The following is a 16641-nucleotide window of genomic DNA, read 5'->3' on the forward strand; positions in this document are numbered from 1 at the left end:
CTTCAGCATACCGGTATATGCTGAAGGGCTTTCTTTTTTCTAATTGATGATCAGACTAGAGGTTCATTCCTCCTGACACTTCTATGCGTTGTGCATTGATCCATCTGGCGTCATCAGTACATAAGAAAGCCACAACACTCCCTATGTCTTCTGCTTTACCTACACGGCCTAGTGCTGTAATGCCGGCAATATGTGCATTTACGTGTTCATTGTCTCTTACTGCACCGCCGCCAAAATCAGTAGCAATGGCACCAGGGGCCACAACGTTCACGGCAATACCACGTGCTCCCAGTTCTTTTGCCTGGTACATGGTTAATGTTTCTATGGCGCCTTTCATACTGGCATAAGCTGATGCCCCAGGTGTAGTGAAACGGGCAAGGCCGCTGGAGATATTGACAATGCGTCCGCCGTCATTGATCAGCGGTAATGCTTTCTGCGTTAAAAAGAACACGCCTTTAAAATGCAGATTCATCAGCTCATCAAAGTGATCCTCTGTAAACTCTGCGAAGGGGGCCATTAAACCTACTCCGGCATTGTTGATTAGAAAATCAAAATGATCGGCATCAAAGTGGCTTTTCAATACAGTGCTTAACTGAGTAAAAAACCCGTCAAATGTTTTCACTTCACCTGCGCTCAATTGTAAAGCTGCTGCTTTCCGACCTGTTTTTTCTATTTCTGCTACTACGGCAAGGGCTTCATCTTTTTTACTGTGATAGGTTAAGATCACATCAATCCCTTTTTTTGCCAGGTTTAAGGCCATATCTTTTCCAAGTCCGCGGCTGCCGCCAGTTACCAATGCAATTTTATTTGTTGTCATGATTTAATATTTATGAGTTGAATTGTAATACAAAGATGGGGGCAGATGCCACCGGCAAGTTTGCGAACATCAATCCAATGTTTGCGAATTTCAATCTATCGGGCTAATCCCTAAAAGAGAGGGGGGCAAATGAGGTTTGTTTTTTGAAAAAGTTAGAAAAATGTGCTACCTGTTCAAAACCAAGGCAGTAGGATATTTCAGAAATATTCCAGTCGGTCTGTTTCAATAGGATCTTTGCCTCCTGGATAATCCTGTTGCTGATAATGCTGGTGGTAGTTTTTCCTGTATTTTCCTTTAATACTTTATTGAGGTGGTTCACATGTACCGCTAAACGGTCGGCATAATCTTTGGCCGTGCGCAAACTCAGCTTTTGGTGTGGTGAGTTGATAGGAAACTGGCGCTCTAATAGCTCAACGAATAAAGAAGATACCCTGGCGGAAGCATTATGTGTGGCATACAGTGTAGTTACGGGTTGCAGCTTTTGTCCGTAGTGGATCAACTCGAGTACGTAGTTACGGATCAGGTCATATTTATAGGCGTAATCTGAAGATAATTCCTTATACATCTTATTGAAGATCTGGTTAATATCTTCCACTTCTTCATCCTTTAATTGAAATACAGGATAACCTCCGGGACGAAACAAGGGCAGGTCGTCCAGTACTACTCCGCTTTTACTGGGCAATAAAAATTCCGAGGTAAAAATGCAGAAAAAACCAGTCTGCTGATCATCCTGTGGTTCGTAATTGTAAGGGATTTTGGGTGTAGCAAACAACAAAGCATTGTGATCAATATTGATCGTCTTATCGGCATACTCTGCAATATTTTTACCCCTCACCAGGCTGATCTTATAATAAGCACGACGGTCATAAGCCATAAAGGCCCCCTTTTTTTTTGCCCTTGCAGCAATATCTGCAATACTAAAAATATTAAAGTGGCCGATCTCTTTGTTGATACCATCCGGGAGGAGTTGATTCACTTCATCCCCGCTGAGCTGCCCAATCTGCTCATAGAACTCTTCTACTGATATAATACCCATAGCTGTGTTGTAAAATTCAAATATAACAAACCTATATGGAATTTAGATATTTAAACAGCAATGTAGGTAACCGGGTTTTCAGCAGATAAAACCTCTGACAACTCAATAGCCTTTTGTATCTCAGTTTTCCAACCCTGTTCGTCTAACCCATCGGCAGATTTGCCATAACCTTTTCTTTCAATGGCACTGATATTCCATTCCTGCTCAAAATGGCTGGAAAGACAGAGCATGAAAACCCCGTTGGCTATTCCGGTATAGATGGTACCATTACCCCCATGACAGATCATTAGGCTTGCCCTTTCCAATACCTGGTTCAAATTGACAAAATCCTTTGAAATGATATGCGGGGCATTCAGTATCTGATCTGTATCTCCGGCAGTAATGATGGTATAACGGGCATAATACGCATCGTTTAAAAACTGAAGCTTGTTCCAGTCGCCGGTACTGCCCATACATACGCAGATCAGCGGCTTACTTTGATCGATTTTTGAAAGCCAGGAACTTTCAGATTGTAGTGAATGATAGATTAACGGACCAACAAAACGGTAGGTTTTGGGAAGTGCTTTCTGAGGAAAAAGCTGTTCCTGATCGCAAATTATGTTTTCATCTCCTTCAATTTCTGAAAGATAATCTGTGACTGGCTGCAATGAATACTTATTCCTGAGATATTTAAAAGGGCGGTGAACCTTTCGAAAGACAAAGGTTTCTGCAAAAACAGTGATGCCATCCGATACCGAAACAGGTAGTTTATTTAAAAATTTATACTTACTGTGGTTTTTGGATAACTTGCGGGGCAGTGCATAATATTTAGTCATGTATCCATTCACCAGGGAGATGTATTTTACGTCAGTCAGCTCTGCAGCCATTTTTAAGGTAGGGGTAACGTCTCCGATGACAATATCAGCCTGGTACTGATCGATTACTGCAGCCTGCGCTACCATAATCCGTTCCAGATCGGCCTTGTTTAACCAGGAAAAGTCGAAATTCCGGGAACAGTTCATTACATATTCAGGTTCAAACTGTTCGCAGAAAAACTGGCCGTAACCGCGTTCTTTCACATATTTATCATAGGTTGAAGAATGTAAGAACAGGATATGATACTCTTCTTTATCGTACTGGTCGGCCAGTACCAGGCATCTAAGGTAATGTGCTAAAATATTGAGTGGAAATATAAGTATGGTTTTCATCTTTTACACCTGGTTGAACAAGCCTAACAAGATTAACAGCAGAATGTTAGATTAACCGGGATAATAGTTGTAACGAATTTATGACCTAAAAGCAAATCGTGCCATAAAATCCGTTAAATACCGTTAAAATATCGTGAAGCTATCTAACAACTGCATCGATTGAAGGGCATCTTCTGCACTGCATGGATTTGGCCCTTTATCCAGGAAATAATCTACCACTTTAGCAATCATGGGTTGCTGTACGTGCTGTAGCGGCTCAAATGGATATTCCTGAACTGCTCCATCCAGTGTTACGGTTATCTTACTGCCAAATACGGGGAAACTGATTTTTCCTTTGGCTCCGTAAATCTCACAGCTATCGGCCTGATTGCTTTCAGCAACAGTAAAACACCAGGTACCATTAAAAACTACACCCTGGTCAAACAAGATCTGACCGGTTACCAGATCGTCTGCCGTGTGAAGGCCATCCTGGTGAATGGCAATTCCTGAAGAACGTTTTACCGCACCAAAATAATACAACATCAGGTCTAGCTGGTGCGGCGCCAGGTCGTGAAAAAGACCACCTCCGGAAATGGCAGGATCTATTCTCCAGTTGGTTGCGGAACTGGCGATCAGGTCTGTGCTTTTGGGCTGCAGCATTTGCAATTGTACAAAGCGGATGTCACCGATCAGCTGTTCATCAAGCATCGCTTTAATTTTAAGGAACATAGGCTGTTCCCTCCGGTAATGCGCCACGGTTAGCTTAACCCCATAATGGATGGCTGCATCGGCCATTCTTTTTGCTGATGCGGCATTTAAGGTCATGGGTTTTTCTACATAAACGGGTTTGCCTGCTGCCAGGGCTTGTAAAGTATATTCTTCATGCTGTAAAGGAGGAGTGGCAATATAAATAGCATTTATCTCAGGGTCATTGATCAGGTCGGCGGCATTGCTGTACCATTTTGGCACACCATGTCTGCTGGCATAATCCTGTGCTTTTACTGCGTCCCTGCGCATTACTGCAATCAGGGAGGAGTGAGGTACTTTATTAAAAGCCGGGCCGCTTTTGACTTCAGTTACATCTCCGCAACCAATTATTCCCCATTTGATATCCTGCATAAATCCTGTATTTAATCGACGTAGCGAATTTATCAATATGCAACGAATTTATGCTGCTACAATTTCTTTTTATATCCTGAACCGGTGTAAAATATGACAAGATATGACTATTGATACCCTACTTCTTAAGTTCTAATTTCACGTTTCCAAAATATAAAACTGATGTACATCTTAAAAAAGCAAAGGGTTATGATAGCTGTGGCTATTTTGATTACGCAATTATTTTCCTGTTCCTGCAAAGACGGAAAAAAGATAGCTGAGAAAACAGATGAAAAAAATACTATTGCCGCATCCATCAGCACCAAGCAGGATGAAGTAATTAGTTGTAAAAAGTGTGTAGATTCTTTAACCAGGGAAAGGGATAATCAATATACCTACAGTAATACAATCAAAGACAGTGCAGACCATGTGATCAGAGAAAGTCCAATAGCCACAGCCTACATCAATGAATTTGATAAAGAGCCAATAGATATTTTGCAGGAATACATTAAAAAAGCTACCGAGGAAGAACGGGATAACCTATTAAAAGCCCATATCATCCTGATAGGCTACGGGGCTTTCGACTCCAACCAGGTAACGATAAAGCTGGTAAGGTCGCAGCTACAGCATTTTGATGAGCAAAAAAAGACCTGTATGAATAAAATAGAAGAGTTTAACAGGGAAATTGAAAAGCGTCAAAGTGCTGTTACCATTCTTAAAGAAGAGATCAGCAATTTAATAACCCGGGCAGAGGCCATAGACAGGGAGTTGGAAGTATTAAATAGCTAAAAGATTTGGGTGTAAAAAAGTCAAAGTGGAAAAAGAATGTAGCTATTGTTACGGCTATGGTTGCTGTTGGCGGTCTTGTGGTATCATTGATCTCAAATTACAACCAGTGCGCTCAATTGGGTAAGGCGAACTTGCTGGCAGCAGCTCAATCTTCAAGGGCAGCTCAGGAGGCACAGCAGGTGAAGGAATTAAAGAGGCAAAAGACAAACAGGATAGATGAATTAAATAACCAGCTGACTGTGCTTGTTCACCAAATGGATGTTCTTCAGCAACACCTGAAGCTGGAGCAGGATATTGGTCAGACACAGCAGAATTACGAAGTCAGGCAAAAAGCTATTGAAAATGCAGAAGCTAATGCAGCAGAGCTGCATCAGCTTGAATGGAAAAAGTCGGTTGTTGAACAGCAGATTAATGAATTAATGTCTGATTAACGATCACCTTATAATTTATTTCCTGACTGATTTCGTTGCTCAGCTAACTTTTTCTGGTAGTCTTTTTGTAAATCATTAATCGCAGTATCATATCCGGCACGGTCCATAAAAACCTCAGGATGATAGGGATCGCCAGCTTTATGTTTATGGTGCATGTTGAACTGACTGGCGTGAGAGGCCAGCCAAATATCAAATTGCAGTTTTTTCATTGCTTTTAATGTGTAAGCGTAGTCTTTTCCTACATTGGGATAGGTGGGCATACCTGCAAGTTTCGTTTCGTCAAGGATGCTGGGCATATTGGCAATCAGTACGCGATAGCTGCGGTGTCCATCTTTAACATCGAATAAAAAACTACAGGCTCCCTTGGTATGTCCGGGATGGTGTAATACAATGAGCTGCATACCGCCAAACCTTACCGTATCCTGCTCATGCAGCAGACGGTCGGCCTTTACCGGTGCAAAAGAACTTCCTTTGCCGCCAAATATGAAATCTGAATTGCCTCCATCTGCCAGTACGGGTGCATCCTTTTCATTGATCATTACTTTCGCTCCGGTTTGTTTCTTTATTTCCGCCAGGGCACCCACGTGATCAAAATGTGCATGTGTAGCCAGTAATATCTTTGTGTCGCTGAATCTGAATCCCAGTTTTTCGATATGCCTGCGGATCATAGGTGCCGAACCTGCAAGGCCTGTGTTGATCAGGATATTGCCTTTTGGCGTAGTGATCAGGTAACAGGCCAGGTCGTAGGTACCTACATAATACAGGTTACCTGCGATGCGAAAAGGTTCTTCCTCTCTGGACCAGTCTTTCTGGGTTGGAATGGAAATTAACTTTTGTGCCGATGAGCAGAAATAGCATAACATCAGGCCCGTAATGAGTAGCGTTATTTGGAGTAATTTTTTAAATATTGACATAGCTTAAATTGCCTGTAAGGTAATATATTCCGGGCAATTGGCTATGTCAATGTGTAAAATAAGTATTCATATAATTAGATATCGCTGGTTTCATCTTCTTTTGATCCCCAGCGATTATTTCTGCAACGGTCGAACTTGTTTCCAAACTGTTCCTTAAACCGGGCGCGTTCTTCAGGATCCATATGTTGCATCCGCTCAGCCAGGCGTTTTTTAAACATCGATCGGTCTCCGCCAAATCGGCCTCCTGGCCGGCCAAAGCCAAACAGTATCTTACACAGGATAAAAATCCCTGCGGCCTGTGTTAAGGTAATCGTGCCTACATGAATAATATCAGGCAATAGGTTATTCCATAACTGCATCACCACATAACTAATCAGCGCTAAAAAGGCCGCTGCCATAATAGGGACAAAAATAAACCGGCTCCAGGCTGGTAGGTTAAAAAATATTCTTCTCATGATTTTAAAATTTAATCTGTCAATTCATCGTACAATTGTTTTAACCGCTTGCGCAGGTGCAGCACGGCATACCGCTTTCGTGATACCAGCGTTTGGACGTTAACGCCTGTTAGCTCCGCAATTTCCTGAAAGGGGATGTCATCGATCTCCTGCCAGATGAAAACCTGCTTTTGTTCTTCGGGCAGTTCATCCAGTGCAGTAAATAGTTCCTTCCAGAAAAGGCTGCGTACATATTCTGTTTCGGGAGTAGCAGAATCCGGGAACAGGATAGCGCTGTAGTCGGGTTCGTCGTCATCGTCGCCAAAAATGTCGTCCAGTAGACTTTCAGAACGCTTGCGGTACTTGTCGGTAATGGTATTGCGTGCAACTCTGTATAACCACGCACTGGTCTGTTCAACCGGAGCAGTATTTACCATCAGGCTGAGTTTATACCAGATATCCTGCAGAATATCCTGTGCATCGGCATCGTTGCTTACCCGGCGGCGGATAAAAGACAGTAATCCTTTTCCATAATCCTGTATGGTTTTTAAAAGGTAACTGTTCTTGTCTTCACTCATCCGGCTGGTTAATCTATAATTGTTTAATAGTAGAGACGATCGAGTGGTAAAAAGATTTTAAGGAAAATAAAATAATCCTTAAAGATCGCCGGTATTATAGATAATCATGCTATATCCGCTGCACTTCTTTTGTGCCTGGATCTTTTTCATCATTTCCAGATTTGATGAATTATGTTTAGGATCATGTTTTTGATCAGTACAAATATAGCTAATGTATGTTTCATAAATTGAAGATCGATATGGTTCATCGCCGTCTTGGTTTGAGGATTTTGTTTGTATTTCTACCTTTAACACATCTTTTTTACCAAAATCAATTTTGTAATTATACTTGTAACCCTTTGTGATAAGCGGAAACTGGTTATGCTCCTGAATGATTTTTTCAAGTTCCTTTTCAGTTAGGTTTAAAGGCAAAGCTGAAACCTTATTTTTAAGGTCTGGTAAAATAATTTGAGTTGGGCTTTTACGTCTGAAAAGGTTTTTATCAACTTTTATATCTGAATCTTGATATCTACAGCTATCTACAGACTGGGCCTTGCAGAGCATGCCATAGAACATAAATATTACAATAATGAAGATTCTTTTCATTTTACAGAGATGATTTTATCAAAGCTACTTTCTAATTTTTTATAGAATTTGTCGATATATATACCGCAAAAGAGGCTGATAAACATTAATGTGATGGGTCTGATTTCGCTGGCGCCTTTAATTAATATCGTGGGCAGCATGTAAGAGATACCTAAAACCACCAAGCCGGTCAATATGCCTAGAAATGGTTTAGCTATAAAATTGATTGAATCGGGACTTACTGACTTATCAATAAGCTCTTTTATTAAACTGATCACTGAACCCAACAGGCCAAATGACATTGCCGTAATACATAGAGCAGTAAATTTTGGGAAGTTGACAGTCCATGTAAAAAAGTATGCTATACCTTCATGTTCATTAGCGATAAGTAATTCATAAAGATTAGCGACAGAGGTGCCCTGTGATGTTGTAGTAGGGGGGATCGTTTGTTTGATTAATTCCTCTTTTCGTCTGTTAATCGTTTCAATGGCTTCATCAGAGTTTAGTTTTGTTACTCCGCCTACACCTAGTAATAGACCAGTTATCAGCCATAACAATAGAATTAAACAAGCCAGAATCTTCATAAGTAAATATTAGGCTTAAATTTATCTGTACAAGAACTACACTGCAATAGTCATTTTTTGCTATTTATTTCAAATGACGTAACGTTCTATAAAAGACTTCTTGGTGATCATGTGCAAATATGCATAATTACCGGAAAGCTGTTTCCGTTGTTTTAGCTGGTATAAAAAGTGGCCGCCCAGATCTACGATGATCGGAAACTTAGCCTGAAACCATACGCGATGCGGGTTTTTCCAGCAGAAAGAATAATAATGAGAGGTTAAGGGGATGCCTTTGATCTCGGGGTGATAAAAGTTTAAAATTTGTGGTTTGATATGCATTCGCATCAGTTCAGACTTCCTGATCATGGAAAGATGGTCTGTATGGCAAAACTCGTAATTATCAAGCCTTGGGTGGTCTACATCTGGTAAGCTTTTCAGGATCCTGAAACCTTTGAATTTCTTCCCATTTAATACCCAAACCAGGTTTGGATAAAAGGCTTCCCTGCTTTGGAGTTCTTCGAGGGTAATAGGGGAGTTTTGAAACTCTAATGTAGTGCCGCAGGGAGTATGTACATCGGCTCTGTGGAGCTCACCCAGGATAAGATCGGAAAAGCTGACTTCCCTAAATGTTGGAGGAAAGGCTTTCTTCCAGTTGCGATGCCATGGTGTTTCACCGGGATAAACTCTTAAAAGTTTATTTACCTGATTAGAAGCCTTATCAGAACTTGCAATTATACTATCAAAATTAGAAGGTGATGTTAAATCCATACCCTGTTTACTTCAAAATCTTTCAGGCTATAAAAATATACTATAAATATTAGTAATCAAAATCAATTTATTAATGCTATTGAAATTGATACAGCTATTAGCCTTCTTATTTATACTCAAGTCTAGTAAATCCAATATTGATCTGATGGACAGAGTTTAATTATTTTGATGAATATTTTACTTTTTTCTTTAAGGCTTCAATTTCCTTGTGCTGTTCGATCATGTATAAAGTCAACTCCTCAACCTTTTTTAGTAATTTTTTATTCATTTCTCCAAGGCTTATGCCACTAGTTTCTGCTTCTTCCGCGGATGGCATGTCAGGAAGATGTTTATGCTTTTGGATGAATGCTTCTAAGCCTTCGACTGATTTCTGGTGATAAGAAGATTCAAATACAAAGTCTGGCCAATTAGCTGTCTCCACCATCACTTCCTGAGCTCTGATTTTGCCATTTACGGAAAGTTTTTCCTTAGGTGTTGAAGTGCCAATACCTACATTTCCATTGACATCAATGCGCATTTTCTCTGTATTATGATAGGTATTGAAGGCGATACAACCATCATCGGTAGTGCCTCCTCTAAAAAAATTAATTGAACTATTGATAATTCCGTAAAAACTGTGCTCAATGGCAAAACCTTTTGAATTAGGATTAGTTGAATACCCTCTTACACCAAGAAATGTACCTTCCCCCTGATTGTCGCCTTCAGGCAATCTGCCAAATACTGATCCAAGCTTTTGGTTGGTTAAATCAATTGCAACGTCTAATGGCACCCGCGGACTAACTGTACCTATACCAATATTTCCTGTTTCTCCAACCGTCATGTAACTATAAAATGTACCGTTATTATCCATATTACCAAACTGCAGGTTTCTGTCTGTTGGACTCAATGCATTAGACCTAAAACGTATAGCACCTCCATTCAGAAGTGCATGGACAAAATATGCCCTTTGATCGGTTGAAAAGGTCAAATTTCCATTTAAATTTTCGGTACCATTAACATCTAAACTCGCCTGTGGATTTACTGTCCCAATTCCGACATTGCCATTGTCCGGAAATATATTTGTCTGAGCATAAGAATAATTGAACATTAAATAAAAAAGGATGAATAGGGGAATGATCTTGTACATTTTAATAAGAGAGTTTTGTAAGATTAAATTTATTGAATGCCTTAAAGATATGATAATTAATTATTGCCACGCAATAATTAATATATTAGAGGCGCATTTTAAATAGTAAATGTTCTACAAAAAATATTAATAAATGAAAAAGATATTTCTAACCATTGCTATAATAGGAGTAAGCCATTTTATATATGCACAGACTACTAATGCGTTTCCTCCCACCGGAAATGCTGGCGTAGGGGTAGCGAATCCTGTTGTGCCATTCCAAATTGTTAAATCTCCTGTTGCATTCACAAATGTTCCAATGCAGGAATGGGACCCATCAATAGCCGGATATAATTTGACCTTATCAAACTACAATAGTGATGCTGGCATAGATTATAGATTCACACAATTTACTAATGGCACTCCCTATCCTGTTTTAACATTCAGGGGAGGTAATATTGGTATCGGTACAACAAATCCTCTTGTGCCACTTCATATTGTCAAATCACCTGCTGCACTTACAAATATACCAATGCAGGAATGGGATCCTTTAATAACCGGATATAACTTAACACTATCAAACTACAATAGTAACGCAGGTATCGATTATAGGTTTACACAACTAACTAATGGTATTTCTACTCCTGTATTGACATTTCAGGGAGGAAATGTAGGTATAGGCACAACTGCCCCCGATTCGCAATTATCTGTTAATGGAACTATCCATTCAAATGAGGTAAAAGTTGACACTAAAAGTTGGCCTGATTACGTTTTTAAACCAGGTTATACACTTCTTTCCCTTACAGAAGTAAAGACTTATATCAAGCAAAATCAGCATTTACCAGACATACCATCAGAGAAGGAAATAATTGAAAACGGACAGAATCTGGGTGAGATGAATAAGTTGCTGATTAAGAAAGTGGAAGAATTAACACTATATCTTATTCGCCAAAAAGAGGAAACAGATAAACAGAACAAAATACAGCAAAAACAAATAGACGAATTGAAAATACAGATCGCAAAATTGGCGAAATAATAGTAATATTTAAATTATTGGCTGCTTAGAATGGCTAATTTTCTCCTAATAAAAGATTACGAAAAATACTATTCACATAAGAGCCTTTGAATATTTTGTTTAAGTAACCAACAATATTGTATAATAACAATTTTCTTATCTGAAGACTATTGGACTTCCAGTAGTTTTTATTCCTTTATATGGATCTGTTTTAAGATTTCCATTGGGATCATAAGTATAGGTTCCACCGGTATTCGCTGTTAGGTTACGGAAGCCATAACTGGTATAATCAGTAGTTGTGCCATCATTAACTGTTAAGAGTTGATTTGGATTTGCTGCGTCATAACTGTAGGTCAAGTTATCAACTTCAACAAGGGTATTCATTCCGGGGGTAGAACTGTTCCTTTTTAAAGTTAATGTGTTTCTGTTTTGGTCGTAAGTATAATGGGTTTCGCTATAGCTATCAATATTATAGTTAAAAGCATTAGTGAAAGTTGTATTGCGCTCTTTATAATTTGCTATGGTTATGAGTATTAACACTGTTTTTTAGAAGTAAATAAACAATATCTTATTATATAAGATATATAATAAAATTAATTTGAAAATATACAGGTTAATTATATATTTGAATGAAATTAAATCTCTTTATATCTATTTTATTAACTAAATGCTCTTATGAAATTTCCCTTAACTATCGTGTTGTTTTTTAGCACTTAGAAACAACTATTCCACCAGGATCGCTCATTCCTTTATTGCGGGAATTGATTAAACATTACTGAAAAACTGAAGAATTCACTCTTTATATGATTTTAAAACAATTAACTGCGGCACTTCTGTTGACAAGTCTTTCCCTGGGGGCAATAGCTCAGACAAATCAAATTCAACCGACTGGAAATGTAGGGATTGGGACGCTTACTCCGCTTTACAACTTACAGGTTCAAAAAACTTCTGCCGCTGCCGCTATAAATATTGGCGGTGCTTTTTCTGGTTCCCCGAGATTACAATTATATGGATTAGATGCAGACCCTCATGCTTGGATGGGGTTAGGGACAGATATGGATGGAGGGCCGTATGAGCATAGTATTTATTTTTCTACACCTCCTGTTGGGTATACAACAGGGAGATTAACCATTGGAGATTATAACGGCAGTGTGTACAATGTAAGAATGACTGTCTTGAGTAATGGAAATGTTGGTATTGGGACTAGGGTGCCTAATGACAAACTTTCTGTATATGGAAATATCCGTGCAATGGAAGTTAAGGTGGAGACTGCAAACTGGCCAGATTATGTATTTTATCAATCTTATAAGCTTAGTACAGTATCAGAATTGGAAACCTTCATTAAAAAATATAAACATCTGCCGGAAATTCCAACTGCTGAGGAAATTGAGACAGATGGTATCAAACTCGGAGAGATGAATACCAAGCTATTGAAAAAGATAGAAGAACTTACTCTGATTGTAATAGAACAAAATAAACGTCTGGAAAAACTGGAGGCTGTTGAGATTTCAAAATAAATATCTGCTGTATTTACCCTCAAAACTTATTATAAATAGATTTAAATATGAAAAAACTATACGTATCGCTGTTGGTGTTATTTGGTGTCAATACTTTTTCTTTTAGTCAAACTGTTGTCCCTTATGTTGTTGGAGGGCCTATAGGTAATGGATCTCTATTGCTTTTTCAAAGTGGTGGTGCAAATACTGCCATACAGGAGAATTTTGGATTAAATCTAAGTGGCGAAAGTACTAAGCCAGTCAAGATTTTTAATTCAAGTTTATTGGTTGGTTATGCATCTTCAGGTGCTGATTTCGGAATAAATAATGTCATGGTTAATGGAAATATAGGTATTGGAACCTCAACTCCGCATGCTGTTCTGGATGTAGGTAAGACCCTGAATCCAGGAGATTTAGGATCTGTGCTTGCAAGGCTGTCTGAAGGTAACACTATCGGTGTAGGTACCTACTTAGGTGTTACAGGGTACAGCACCCAGATTTCTTCGACAGATCAGTCGGCAAATAATGTAAAGAGTTTTGCAATTGAACATAGCTTTTACGGGGTAACAAATAGCTCTATAAATTTTTTTAGGGGTGGAAATACTTTAGGAGGTAGTATTGCTTTTAACACCAATGACAATACAGAAAAAATGAGAATTTCATACAATGGAAATGTAGGTATTGGTATCACTAATCCTCAGGAAAAGCTGGCCGTGAATGGAACTATTCACTCCAGTGAAGTAATAGTAGATAAATTGGGCTGGTCTGATTATGTATTTAAAAAGGATTATCAGCTTCCTTCATTAAATGATGTGAAAAACTATATCGATCAAAATCAACATTTGCCTGATATGCCTTCCGAAAAGGAAGTGATTGCAAATGGAATTAAAATTGGAGATATGAATGAGAAATTGCTCAAAAAGATTGAGGAGCTGACGCTTTATATGATTGAGCTTAAAAGTGCTAATGAAGCATTAACTGAAAGAGTGAAAACATTGGAGCAAAAATAATATGAAGCATTTTCTTTTATTAATTATAGGCCTGCTTTGGATAACAGAGGTTAATAGTCAAACTGTAACAGGCCCATCTGGGTATAAAGATATTTTTCTTGGTGATAATGGACAAGGGGATTATACCCACTCTTTAATTTTACTGCATGAAATTTATAATGGCAATTATTTACCATTTAATAATGCAGTAGGAACAGTTACTGCATATCGAGGTGCTACTAATGCGTATATGAGAATTGGTGTTGCATATGTTAATACATCATCTGCATATGTAGGTACATCTGGCTCTGTTCAATCTCTATCAAATGATGCTCCTTGGAAACTTAAAACCTGCATGTACAATGGTAAAAAATATATTGCCCTGGATATTCCTTACGAGGATGCTTATCAAAATATTGGATTTAATTTTTCTGGTTGGTCAAATTCAACCGGCGAAAATTTAAAAATTGTCAACTATATGGTCAATGGTGCGGCTGTTAACCAAACTTTAATTAGTAATATTTCAGATTTTAATTCCGATATGACGGAAACACATGCAGTTCAGCAAATGAATATTATGGGGAATGTAAATATTGGAACAGCTGTAGTAAGCCCAACATATCAGTTTCAGGTAAATGGAAAGATCCGTGCGCAGGAAGTTAAAGTGGAAACAGCAAATTGGCCGGATTATGTGTTTGATAAAAACTATCACTCTATGCCTCTGAATGAGGTTGAACAATACATTAAATCGAATAAGCATTTGCCTGATATGCCGTCTGCAAAACAAGTGGATAAAGAAGGTATTGAATTAGGTGAAATGAATAAAAAATTATTAAAAAAGATCGAAGAGCTCACACTTTATCTGGTGGATCAAAATGAACGTATTCTTAAACAGGATGAAAAAAATAAAGCTCAGGATAAGTTGATACAGCAATTGTATGAGCAGATGAAAAAGAAACCCTAATTTATATTATAATTAATAATTATCATCATGAAAAGAACTTATATGGTTTTGATAGCCATGTTTGCTTTCTCCAGATTTTCTTATGCGCAATGGTCTGTGGATGGAAATAATGTCAACATTGTGAATACAAATACAGGTAACGTTGGTATCGGGACATCGAGCCCTACGGATAAACTGGAAGTAGCCGGAGCGATAAGATCTACATACTGGCATCCAACGGGATCGATTAGCGACGATCTTTATTTGGATGTAGAGCCTGGTACAAGGAATTTGAGAACCAGGAACTGGAATACTGCTAGTCCCAATGTTGGTGCTACCGGATTTCATACTGGTACTGGATTTTTTGAAAATGCTGTAGGAGTTGGTACAATCAATCCAAAATCGGTTCTGGATGTAGGCAAGATGTTAGCATCTGGCGAATTAGGTTCTGTTTTAGCCAGGGTGTCTGAAGGAAATGATGTTGGAGGTGGAACTTATTTGGGGATTAAAGGATATGATACGCAAACCTCAGCTGCAGTTCCTAGTTTGTACGATGTAAAGAGTTTTGCAATTGAACATAGTTTTTACGGTCAAACCAATAGTTCAATAAATTTTTTGAGAGGACTCAGTTTTACTGGTGGTAGTCTTTCGTTTAATACAGGTAATAATGTAGAAAAAATGAGAATATTATACAATGGTAATGTGGGTATTGGTATCACAAATCCTTTGGAAAAACTGGCAGTAAATGGAATTGTTCATTCACAGGAAGTTATTGTAGATATGAAAGGCTGGTCCGATTATGTTTTTAATACAGATTATAGTATCCTTCCTTTAGCTGATGTAAAAACTTATATTGGTCAAAATCACCATTTGCCTGATATGCCTTCTGAAAAGGAAGTCCTTGCGCAAGGAGTAAAGCTTGGAGATATGAATGAAAAATTGCTTAAAAAAATCGAAGAGCTCACACTTTACCTCATTGAAAAAGATCAGCAGTTAAAAGATCAGCAGAAAATTAATCAAAGTCTGGAAGAGCGTTTAAATATCTTGGAGCAAAAGGTGAGTAATCTAAGGTAATAGTCAAAATGTATATATGAAAAAAATTGTACTATGCTTAGTCGCTTTATCAGTACTCCGATCAGTGGCTCGCAAATGGTAATAATAATCTGCATCATCATCTATCCGATATATCGTCAGCAGATGAGGTTATACAAGATAGTATAGATTTGGGTGAAATCATTAAAGCACAGACTAAAAAAATTGAAGAGCTCACACTTTATCTGATTGATCAAAATGAACGTATTCTTAGACAGGATGAAAAATATAAAGCTCAGGATAAATTGATACAACAATTGTCGGAGCAAATGAAAAGGAAACCTTAAGTTATTTAAATCAACATTGTCCATGTAAACTAATTTATTTCTATAAATAATGAATATTAACGTAACTCATTACAGACGAATAAACGATTTGATACAATTGAGAGTAACTGGTTCGCCAGACGAATTAGCCAAACAGGTTGGTATTTCTAAGCGACAATTGCTCAAAATATTGAAAGATATGAAAGAGAGTTTTAATGCGCCTATTAAGTATAATAGCATGCGTAAAACCTATTATTATTTTGAAGAAGGTTTTTTTTTCTTTGGCTTTCAAAGAAGTAAAAAAGCGGAAATAACTCAGGCTGTTGTAGATGCGCTTACAAAAGCGATGGCTGTTTCTCCAACTTAAGAATAGTCAGTGTTATGTAGCTGCACTTTAATTTGCTACAATTTGCAGCTTATAGAAATTTCTTGGTCCTTTATTTTTTTACGGGTATTCTAAATGCATTCCTGCATGCATTGTGCTGATGGTTTTCTTGTTTTTATCCCTAAATTTTTTTTTTAAAAGAAGTGAAGAGTGCATTCTCTATGCACTACTGTTTTCTATTTTTAAGAAGAA

The 16641-nt window shown here is 38.2% G+C and carries 21 protein-coding genes; 9 read left to right on the forward strand and 12 right to left on the reverse strand.

Annotated features, from left to right (window positions below; translation table 11 throughout):
* Window positions 1-55: 55 nt before the first annotated feature.
* The 4 genes from GSQ84_RS25830 to GSQ84_RS25845 all read right to left on the reverse strand — a co-directional run bounded on the left by GSQ84_RS25830 (window position 56) and on the right by GSQ84_RS25845 (window position 4138).
* Window positions 56-817 (reverse strand): SDR family oxidoreductase, encoded by a 762-nt coding sequence (locus GSQ84_RS25830; protein WP_158800245.1) that lies wholly within the window; start codon window positions 815-817, stop codon window positions 56-58.
* Between the two features lie 103 nt (window positions 818-920).
* On the reverse strand, window positions 921-1853 hold the full coding sequence (locus tag GSQ84_RS25835) for an AraC family transcriptional regulator (RefSeq protein ID WP_158800246.1): 933 nt from the start codon (window positions 1851-1853) through the stop codon (window positions 921-923).
* A gap of 50 nt (window positions 1854-1903) precedes the next feature.
* A complete protein-coding gene (locus GSQ84_RS25840) occupies window positions 1904-3040 on the reverse strand; it encodes a glycosyltransferase (protein WP_158800247.1) in 1137 nt (378 codons plus the stop codon).
* 123 nt (window positions 3041-3163) lie between these two features.
* The gene (locus GSQ84_RS25845; protein WP_158800248.1) at window positions 3164-4138 is read right to left on the reverse strand and encodes a Gfo/Idh/MocA family protein; all 975 of its coding nucleotides are present in this window, start codon (window positions 4136-4138) and stop codon (window positions 3164-3166) included.
* Window positions 4139-4300: 162 nt separating this feature from the next.
* Between GSQ84_RS25845 and GSQ84_RS25850 the strand changes: the two genes are divergently transcribed.
* Both GSQ84_RS25850 and GSQ84_RS25855 read left to right on the forward strand, forming a co-directional pair.
* Window positions 4301-4906 (forward strand): hypothetical protein, encoded by a 606-nt coding sequence (locus GSQ84_RS25850; RefSeq protein WP_158800249.1) that lies wholly within the window; start codon window positions 4301-4303, stop codon window positions 4904-4906.
* A gap of 5 nt (window positions 4907-4911) precedes the next feature.
* Window positions 4912-5337, forward strand: a complete 426-nt coding sequence (locus GSQ84_RS25855; RefSeq protein ID WP_158800250.1) for a hypothetical protein — start codon at window positions 4912-4914, stop codon at window positions 5335-5337.
* Between the two features lie 8 nt (window positions 5338-5345).
* On the opposite strand, the gene bla is transcribed toward GSQ84_RS25855, so the two are convergent.
* From bla to GSQ84_RS25890, 7 genes are all read right to left on the reverse strand, one after another.
* Complete coding sequence (gene bla / locus GSQ84_RS25860; RefSeq protein WP_158800251.1) at window positions 5346-6251, reverse strand: subclass B3 metallo-beta-lactamase; 906 nt, start codon at window positions 6249-6251, stop codon at window positions 5346-5348.
* A gap of 74 nt (window positions 6252-6325) precedes the next feature.
* Window positions 6326-6706: a hypothetical protein gene (locus GSQ84_RS25865; RefSeq protein ID WP_216849034.1), complete on the reverse strand. Its 381-nt coding sequence runs from the start codon at window positions 6704-6706 to the stop codon at window positions 6326-6328.
* An 11-nt stretch (window positions 6707-6717) separates the two neighbouring features.
* On the reverse strand, window positions 6718-7263 hold the full coding sequence (locus tag GSQ84_RS25870) for an RNA polymerase sigma factor (RefSeq protein ID WP_158800252.1): 546 nt from the start codon (window positions 7261-7263) through the stop codon (window positions 6718-6720).
* Window positions 7264-7341: 78 nt separating this feature from the next.
* Window positions 7342-7848, reverse strand: a complete 507-nt coding sequence (locus tag GSQ84_RS25875; RefSeq protein WP_158800253.1) for a hypothetical protein — start codon at window positions 7846-7848, stop codon at window positions 7342-7344.
* Window positions 7845-8411: a hypothetical protein gene (locus tag GSQ84_RS25880; protein ID WP_158800254.1), complete on the reverse strand. Its 567-nt coding sequence runs from the start codon at window positions 8409-8411 to the stop codon at window positions 7845-7847. Before GSQ84_RS25880 ends, GSQ84_RS25875 begins: the two co-directional genes overlap by 4 nt.
* A 69-nt stretch (window positions 8412-8480) precedes the next feature.
* Window positions 8481-9158, reverse strand: coding sequence for a competence protein (locus GSQ84_RS25885; protein ID WP_254070991.1), 678 nt, complete (start codon window positions 9156-9158; stop codon window positions 8481-8483).
* A gap of 160 nt (window positions 9159-9318) precedes the next feature.
* Window positions 9319-10284 carry a hypothetical protein gene (locus tag GSQ84_RS25890; RefSeq protein WP_158800255.1) on the reverse strand — a complete coding sequence of 322 codons (966 nt, stop codon included), beginning with the start codon at window positions 10282-10284 and terminating at the stop codon, window positions 9319-9321.
* 133 nt (window positions 10285-10417) lie between these two features.
* Here GSQ84_RS25890 and GSQ84_RS25895 point away from each other — a divergent pair, with 133 nt between their 5' ends.
* Window positions 10418-11299, forward strand: coding sequence for a hypothetical protein (locus GSQ84_RS25895; RefSeq protein WP_158800256.1), 882 nt, complete (start codon window positions 10418-10420; stop codon window positions 11297-11299).
* Window positions 11300-11434: 135 nt separating this feature from the next.
* On the opposite strand, the gene GSQ84_RS25900 is transcribed toward GSQ84_RS25895, so the two are convergent.
* Window positions 11435-11818 carry a hypothetical protein gene (locus GSQ84_RS25900; RefSeq protein WP_158800257.1) on the reverse strand — a complete coding sequence of 128 codons (384 nt, stop codon included), beginning with the start codon at window positions 11816-11818 and terminating at the stop codon, window positions 11435-11437.
* A 263-nt stretch (window positions 11819-12081) separates the two neighbouring features.
* Here GSQ84_RS25900 and GSQ84_RS25905 point away from each other — a divergent pair, with 263 nt between their 5' ends.
* From GSQ84_RS25905 to GSQ84_RS25930, 6 genes are all read left to right on the forward strand, one after another.
* Window positions 12082-12795: a hypothetical protein gene (locus GSQ84_RS25905; protein WP_158800258.1), complete on the forward strand. Its 714-nt coding sequence runs from the start codon at window positions 12082-12084 to the stop codon at window positions 12793-12795.
* Between the two features lie 47 nt (window positions 12796-12842).
* Window positions 12843-13784, forward strand: coding sequence for a hypothetical protein (locus GSQ84_RS25910; RefSeq protein ID WP_158800259.1), 942 nt, complete (start codon window positions 12843-12845; stop codon window positions 13782-13784).
* A 1-nt stretch (window position 13785) separates the two neighbouring features.
* The gene (locus GSQ84_RS25915; RefSeq protein ID WP_158800260.1) at window positions 13786-14727 is read left to right on the forward strand and encodes a hypothetical protein; all 942 of its coding nucleotides are present in this window, start codon (window positions 13786-13788) and stop codon (window positions 14725-14727) included.
* Window positions 14728-14754: 27 nt separating this feature from the next.
* Window positions 14755-15780, forward strand: a complete 1026-nt coding sequence (locus tag GSQ84_RS25920; RefSeq protein ID WP_158800261.1) for a hypothetical protein — start codon at window positions 14755-14757, stop codon at window positions 15778-15780.
* A gap of 149 nt (window positions 15781-15929) precedes the next feature.
* Window positions 15930-16085: a hypothetical protein gene (locus GSQ84_RS25925; RefSeq protein WP_158800262.1), complete on the forward strand. Its 156-nt coding sequence runs from the start codon at window positions 15930-15932 to the stop codon at window positions 16083-16085.
* A 49-nt stretch (window positions 16086-16134) separates the two neighbouring features.
* Window positions 16135-16431: a hypothetical protein gene (locus GSQ84_RS25930; protein ID WP_158800263.1), complete on the forward strand. Its 297-nt coding sequence runs from the start codon at window positions 16135-16137 to the stop codon at window positions 16429-16431.
* The last annotated feature ends 210 nt before the right edge of the window (window positions 16432-16641 follow it).

The sequence above is a fragment of the Pedobacter sp. L105 genome (assembly GCF_009765875.1).
Taxonomy (GTDB): Bacteria; Bacteroidota; Bacteroidia; order Sphingobacteriales; family Sphingobacteriaceae; genus Pedobacter.

Coding starts and splice junctions, on each gene's coding strand:
- GSQ84_RS25830 (WP_158800245.1), bottom strand. CDS start 817: ATGACAACAAATAAAATTGCATTGGTAACTGGCGGCAGCCGCGGACTT.
- GSQ84_RS25835 (WP_158800246.1), bottom strand. CDS start 1,853: ATGGGTATTATATCAGTAGAAGAGTTCTATGAGCAGATTGGGCAGCTC.
- GSQ84_RS25840 (WP_158800247.1), bottom strand. CDS start 3,040: ATGAAAACCATACTTATATTTCCACTCAATATTTTAGCACATTACCTT.
- GSQ84_RS25845 (WP_158800248.1), bottom strand. CDS start 4,138: ATGCAGGATATCAAATGGGGAATAATTGGTTGCGGAGATGTAACTGAA.
- GSQ84_RS25850 (WP_158800249.1), top strand. CDS start 4,301: ATGTACATCTTAAAAAAGCAAAGGGTTATGATAGCTGTGGCTATTTTG.
- bla (WP_158800251.1), bottom strand. CDS start 6,251: ATGTCAATATTTAAAAAATTACTCCAAATAACGCTACTCATTACGGGC.
- GSQ84_RS25865 (WP_216849034.1), bottom strand. CDS start 6,706: ATGAGAAGAATATTTTTTAACCTACCAGCCTGGAGCCGGTTTATTTTT.
- GSQ84_RS25870 (WP_158800252.1), bottom strand. CDS start 7,263: ATGAGTGAAGACAAGAACAGTTACCTTTTAAAAACCATACAGGATTAT.
- GSQ84_RS25875 (WP_158800253.1), bottom strand. CDS start 7,848: ATGAAAAGAATCTTCATTATTGTAATATTTATGTTCTATGGCATGCTC.
- GSQ84_RS25880 (WP_158800254.1), bottom strand. CDS start 8,411: ATGAAGATTCTGGCTTGTTTAATTCTATTGTTATGGCTGATAACTGGT.
- GSQ84_RS25885 (WP_254070991.1), bottom strand. CDS start 9,158: ATGGATTTAACATCACCTTCTAATTTTGATAGTATAATTGCAAGTTCT.
- GSQ84_RS25890 (WP_158800255.1), bottom strand. CDS start 10,284: ATGTACAAGATCATTCCCCTATTCATCCTTTTTTATTTAATGTTCAAT.
- GSQ84_RS25895 (WP_158800256.1), top strand. CDS start 10,418: ATGAAAAAGATATTTCTAACCATTGCTATAATAGGAGTAAGCCATTTT.
- GSQ84_RS25905 (WP_158800258.1), top strand. CDS start 12,082: ATGATTTTAAAACAATTAACTGCGGCACTTCTGTTGACAAGTCTTTCC.
- GSQ84_RS25910 (WP_158800259.1), top strand. CDS start 12,843: ATGAAAAAACTATACGTATCGCTGTTGGTGTTATTTGGTGTCAATACT.
- GSQ84_RS25915 (WP_158800260.1), top strand. CDS start 13,786: ATGAAGCATTTTCTTTTATTAATTATAGGCCTGCTTTGGATAACAGAG.
- GSQ84_RS25920 (WP_158800261.1), top strand. CDS start 14,755: ATGAAAAGAACTTATATGGTTTTGATAGCCATGTTTGCTTTCTCCAGA.
- GSQ84_RS25930 (WP_158800263.1), top strand. CDS start 16,135: ATGAATATTAACGTAACTCATTACAGACGAATAAACGATTTGATACAA.